This window comes from Thalassobacterium maritimum (genome assembly GCF_031127805.1).
GTDB classification, from domain to species: domain Bacteria; phylum Verrucomicrobiota; class Verrucomicrobiia; order Opitutales; family Coraliomargaritaceae; genus Thalassobacterium; species Thalassobacterium maritimum.
This window is the reverse complement of the sequence record NZ_JARXHW010000095.1, coordinates 1-5,048: the sequence shown is the minus strand read 5'-3', so window position 1 is coordinate 5,048 and position 5,048 is coordinate 1. Positions and strand designations below refer to the sequence as shown.

Below are 5,048 nucleotides of genomic sequence, written 5' to 3'. Positions count from 1 at the left end.
GGAATCCAACTGAAGCCCTTTAACCGAAAATGAGATCCAGACGCATCTATCAACTCCTTTCGCGCTCCGCGCTACAGTCGCGATAGTGCTTCACGTTAGGTAAGAAAAAATGAAGAGCACCACAAAGGCCATAGGGGCATCGATTATCGCTTCTGTAATTGCGGGATTGATTCTTCATCATGTAGTTAAAGTAAATCTTTTGCCCCCATTCTATTGGTGCCGGAGCAGAATCAAAGAACTTGGATTGACGATCATTCAACCTGTCGAAATCCCTCTTGCTATCTTTGGTCTCCTTCTGATTCTGGCCGCAATTCCAATTTTGAGTTTGGCCAAGAAGATGAAGAAAGAATCCAAGGAACTTTCTTACACTGATTACCGACAAGACACTTTTGACGACATGGTTTGGCGCTGGGACTATCGACTTAACGGAACAGTTTACAACATGGGGCATTACTGCCCAAAGTGCGACACTCAGATGGTTTATTGCGAGCACAGCACACTGTCGTTTTCGGAAATTAGTCATACTTCTTTTTCCTGTGAAGATTGCGGCTTCTCTGTTCCAAGGATTCAGGGGGACTGTATGTATATCTTCTCTCGCATTCAGCGATTGATCGATAGAAACGTCCGTAACGAACACTACAAGGCAGTGCTAGAGCGGCAGAAGCTACAAACCTCAACCACCTAACAAGTCGGGAGATGACAATAGATTTCGCTGCGCTCATCTATGCATCCCCTCTACGATCTCAGAAGAATGGAAACATACCCCAAGTCACCTAAAGCGATTGAACGCTTCCTGATGACTTCGATCACAGTAGCCTTGCTCACTATTTTGATCTTTGGAGCGAGCGAACGAGGTGTCATTTCGTCCTACACGAGAAAATGGAATGAAACAGAAATGAATGCAGCGATATGGATCATGATGGCATTCGTAGCATTATGTGTGATCCGAGGAATCTACCTCTTGATCAAAAGTAGAATGAATGGCTTACTCTACATCATTGGAATCCCACTCGGCTTATTAATCCTGCTTGAACTCGGAACCGTTATCGAATGAGATCCAGACGCACCTATCAACTCCTTTCGCGCTCCGCGCTACACTCGCGATAGTGCTCGACGTTCACAAAAAATAAATAACATAAATTAACATGGGAATATTATCAGGAATCCTCGGAAATGCTGGAGTTGTAGAAGCCAGCAAACTAAATAGTGAATTCGGCAACCTCTTAACAGAAGGCGAAAGTATCGAAGTCGGATTTATCATCATTAGAGACACCTTCATATTCACGAACAAGCGTTTGATTTTAGTCGATGTCCAAGGACTTACTGGAAAGAAAATTGAATATCTTTCAGTCCCATACTGCAAAATCACGAAATTCAGCATTGAGACAGCAGGACGCTTCGACTTGGACGCTGAGTTAAAAATATGGGTTGGCAGTGACCTCGAACCTATCAAAAAGAAATTTAACAAAAAAGTGAATATCTACGACCTACAGAAGGTTCTAGCAGCGCACACACTCATCTAGCGTGAACCAATCGCAGTGAGCAATGTCGCTATCGCGCCATCGCTCATGCTCCACGATTGGCTGAAAGAAAATGAATACTCTTGAGACAATCACTCAGTATCTGAAATCTCCACATCCAGACGAAGACGGAGAGGACAGAGGAACAAAAAAGCTGCCTGGCTTAAGCGAAAATGAGATAGAAGCCTTTGAGCGTGAATGCGGGTGCATTTTCACAACAGACGTAAAAGAGCTACTCAGGGATTGTGGTGGACTCGAAGAAGGCCCAATGGAGATAATCGATTTTAAAGGGGAAATGGTCGATTACCTCGGATTTGGAAAAAATAGAATTAAGGAAATCGCACCTGACGGATTCGGAAATTTTTGGTTTTATTGGCTTCCACATGTAAGCGAAGAGCTTGGCCCTATCTTTTACTACCAACACGAAGGCCCAATGCTATTCTACCAGTCTGATTCCCTACGAGACTTTATTAGTGAGTGCATACGCTTCATGACTCCACCGTATGACAGCCTAATCGATGACCTTCACGAATTCCGAATAAAGAGAATCCAAGACTTAAATGACGATCTCACTCCTACTGCTTTATACGAGGTCGATTCAAAAACTGAATCATTTATAAGCTCTCTTCAAGACGATGTCTTCGTATATGATTTCCGCAATTCAAAAGTCGGAGATGGCGTTGACCTACAAAAGTTCGACGTTGTTGAAATGCATCCAGATCTACCGATACTTGCTGTCAGAAAGCGTAAGACTTTATTCCAAAGACTATTCCAGAAAAACTAAAGAGCCAACAAGACGCTTCTGGTCAACGTCGCTAACGCGCCGCGCCAGAGCTCCACGATATGGGAAAGAAATTAATAGCCTATTTACTCCTTAGCAGTTTGCTGAGCATTACAGCATATTCGGGATATTTGAGCTATGTGGAAGAATTTAAGCCAAAGCACACTCTTGTCCCAGTTGAAGAAACCAGTAAAGAAAACCAAGAATACGTTGAGTTCCTGAATTCGATCTACTTCGAAGAGACATCTTTCCCCGCAATAAAATTTTTTACCTTCATCGACAGAGTAAGCCGAGTGGTGATTAGCGATGGTGTCGTATCTTTTTCGAAATCGAAGGACTCTGAAAAGAGAATAGACATTAAGGTCCTCCACCCCGAGGCATTTGCGGCAGATAACGTAAACTTCCAATCTCGAAAAATCTCTTATCTCCAAGCGATTGACGTCGCCTGTGGAGAGGTTCGTGCCGTCTGGACAATCGACAATGGACAGATTTACATCATGCCCACAAAAATGAAGTTTGAGATCCGGAACAATCCACCATCCATCAACCCTTTCGACTCGTGACCATATCCAGTCGCACCTATCAACTCCTTTCGCGCTCCGCGCTACAGTCGCGATAGTGCTTCACGATATCTGAAAGGCATGTTACAGAAGGAAAAAGAAACGCTCGATGCACTACTGGGAGGAGACGTCCCAGTGGATCTCGAATGCGTCATCGATGAATCGAAAAATCCAAGCTTCTTGCAGCAGATTGCCATTGCCTACAATTGGGACGACGGCTTTGAGATCCCGAAAAGAATCACAGAAAATGAATGCTGTGACTCGGGTATCGACTTGACTCTATTTTGGCTCGCTGAAGCGATGAGCTATCTGACGGGGGAAATCGAAGAAAGTGAATACAACCAAGATTGGGTAGCCTTCTCACAACTGATGATTCAAAGGATCGAGAATGCGAGAGAAGAGAAATCGCACACTAGCTTTGATCCAAACCTTACCAGAGTTCAAATATACCAGTTAAAGAAAGATGGCATATCCGAATCATTCCTGAACCCTATCGAAGGATCTGAACCAATAGTAACAATATGAGATATCCAGTCGGTGGTCTCAATTCAGTTACGCGCTCCGCGCTCCACTGAATCGAGACACCTTCGCGTTCGTCGAAAGAAATGAATACAATCCGGTACTCTTCAGGTGAAATCGTGATGGAAGGCGATGAGGTCGAAATCACGTATCCTTATTTGTCGATTGTCAGTTTTGCGCTTGTGGGAAACTTCAAGAAAAGAAGAGAAAAAGGAATTGTTGAACAGATGGAGCTTCCTGAAGATGCTAAAGAGAAGGAACCTTTCAAAAATGTTATATTCTCTACTGCTAAAGATCACTTCACTTGGGGCTTCTCACAGAAACAAATAAAATTCATGAGCAGAGAAAATCCACCAGCTTCTACAGCAAATCAGGACGAACAAGTCGCTTCTGGTCAACGTCGCTAACGCGCCGCGCCAGAGCTCGACGATATGCAGAAGATGAAATGAATCATATTTGAATCACTTCACCCTTGCACTAACGTCAAATAAAAGAGAATTTATAAAAATTGAATGAGTGGTTCACATTCGAGCCCTCACCCTTAAAAAAATAGAATGAAGCCGATAGATCAGAGCGGAATCCACCTGACCAAGGGCGGAAGCATATCCAGACGCACCTATCAACTCATTTCGCGCTACGCGCTTCATTCGCGATAGTGCTCCACGTTCTACAAAAATGAATAAAACAATATCCACCCTGATCGCTTTGATGCTATTATTAAGCATTTCATGTATAAAAGAAAACGAAACCCTCTCTATGATTATAGGAACTTGGGAGGCCTCTGAAGGGAAAGAAAAAGGAGTTCTAACTTTTGATTCAGACATGTCGGTGACACTAGAAATCATTGAATCCGATAAAATTGAGGGCACTTTCGAAATAAAAGAAAAGGATAAACTATTCGTTTACCTAGACGATGATGGCGAACAGGCCACACTCCATGGTTATTTAGAAACTGAAGAAATTTTAGTCATGAAGCGAGCTGGCTATGATCCAATATCATTCAAAAAAGCTTGGTAGAACCAGTCGCACTGAGCAATGTCGCTAACGCGCCATCGCTCATGCTCTACGTTCTCCAAAAAATGAAATTAGATAAGTCCTCAGTATTAGCTATGTATCTTGGATTCGTGATTATCTGTTTCTCCGCAGGTTGCCAAACAACTCCGCCAACCCAAACCACAACACCCCCACCCAAGGAAGCAAAGGAAACACAATACATCGAAGGAGTTCGTGTATACGGAGACGTGGCGGCAATTAGCTCACAGGATATTGCCGAAATCATAAAAGTAATAGAAAAAATCAAAAATGTAGACCCAATCTTATCGATAGAAGTTTTATCCGGCACCCGAGTCGATGTTGAGGCAGGAGTCATTCGAGGCCCCCTTAACGGCTCAGGATGGTATTATGAAGTAAAGAAAGAAAATGGGGTTTGGATTCGACACAAAACAACCATAATGAGGGGTTGGGTTTCACAAACGAAGGGAGAACCAGACGGAGCTGATCAACCCCATTTACGCGCCAGTAATTCGACAACCACTTAGACTACTCATCACTCGGGCTGGGTTGCCAGTCCTCGACGTTGTGCGCCAAGCTAAGGGTGCGCCATCTTGCTGGGTGAAAGTCCCAGCCATATAAAGAATAACCCAACAGTATGTATCGAGTCTTGCGATG

At 43.6% G+C, this 5,048-nt stretch carries 9 protein-coding genes; all 9 read left to right on the top strand.

Annotated elements, in window-relative coordinates; translation table 11 throughout:
* Positions 1-109: 109 nt before the first annotated feature.
* The 9 genes from QEH52_RS18985 to QEH52_RS18945 all read left to right on the top strand — a co-directional run bounded on the left by QEH52_RS18985 (position 110) and on the right by QEH52_RS18945 (position 4,918).
* Positions 110-685 carry a hypothetical protein gene (locus tag QEH52_RS18985; RefSeq protein ID WP_308952531.1) on the top strand — a complete coding sequence of 192 codons (576 nt, stop codon included), beginning with the start codon at positions 110-112 and terminating at the stop codon, positions 683-685.
* 66 nt (positions 686-751) lie between these two features.
* Entirely contained in the window at positions 752-1,054 is a 303-nt protein-coding gene (locus QEH52_RS18980) for a hypothetical protein (RefSeq protein WP_308952530.1), read from the top strand.
* A 91-nt stretch (positions 1,055-1,145) separates the two neighbouring features.
* Positions 1,146-1,523: a PH domain-containing protein gene (locus QEH52_RS18975; RefSeq protein WP_308952529.1), complete on the top strand. Its 378-nt coding sequence runs from the start codon at positions 1,146-1,148 to the stop codon at positions 1,521-1,523.
* 70 nt (positions 1,524-1,593) lie between these two features.
* On the top strand, positions 1,594-2,304 hold the full coding sequence (locus QEH52_RS18970) for an SMI1/KNR4 family protein (RefSeq protein ID WP_308952528.1): 711 nt from the start codon (positions 1,594-1,596) through the stop codon (positions 2,302-2,304).
* Between the two features lie 59 nt (positions 2,305-2,363).
* The gene (locus QEH52_RS18965; protein ID WP_308952527.1) at positions 2,364-2,864 is read left to right on the top strand and encodes a hypothetical protein; all 501 of its coding nucleotides are present in this window, start codon (positions 2,364-2,366) and stop codon (positions 2,862-2,864) included.
* Positions 2,865-2,942: 78 nt separating this feature from the next.
* Positions 2,943-3,386 (top strand): DUF4274 domain-containing protein, encoded by a 444-nt coding sequence (locus QEH52_RS18960; protein ID WP_308952526.1) that lies wholly within the window; start codon positions 2,943-2,945, stop codon positions 3,384-3,386.
* 80 nt (positions 3,387-3,466) lie between these two features.
* Positions 3,467-3,787, top strand: a complete 321-nt coding sequence (locus QEH52_RS18955; RefSeq protein ID WP_308952525.1) for a hypothetical protein — start codon at positions 3,467-3,469, stop codon at positions 3,785-3,787.
* Between the two features lie 268 nt (positions 3,788-4,055).
* Entirely contained in the window at positions 4,056-4,397 is a 342-nt protein-coding gene (locus QEH52_RS18950; protein ID WP_308952524.1) for a hypothetical protein, read from the top strand.
* A gap of 62 nt (positions 4,398-4,459) precedes the next feature.
* Complete coding sequence (locus QEH52_RS18945) at positions 4,460-4,918, top strand: hypothetical protein (RefSeq protein WP_308952523.1); 459 nt, start codon at positions 4,460-4,462, stop codon at positions 4,916-4,918.
* Positions 4,919-5,048: the final 130 nt, after the last annotated feature.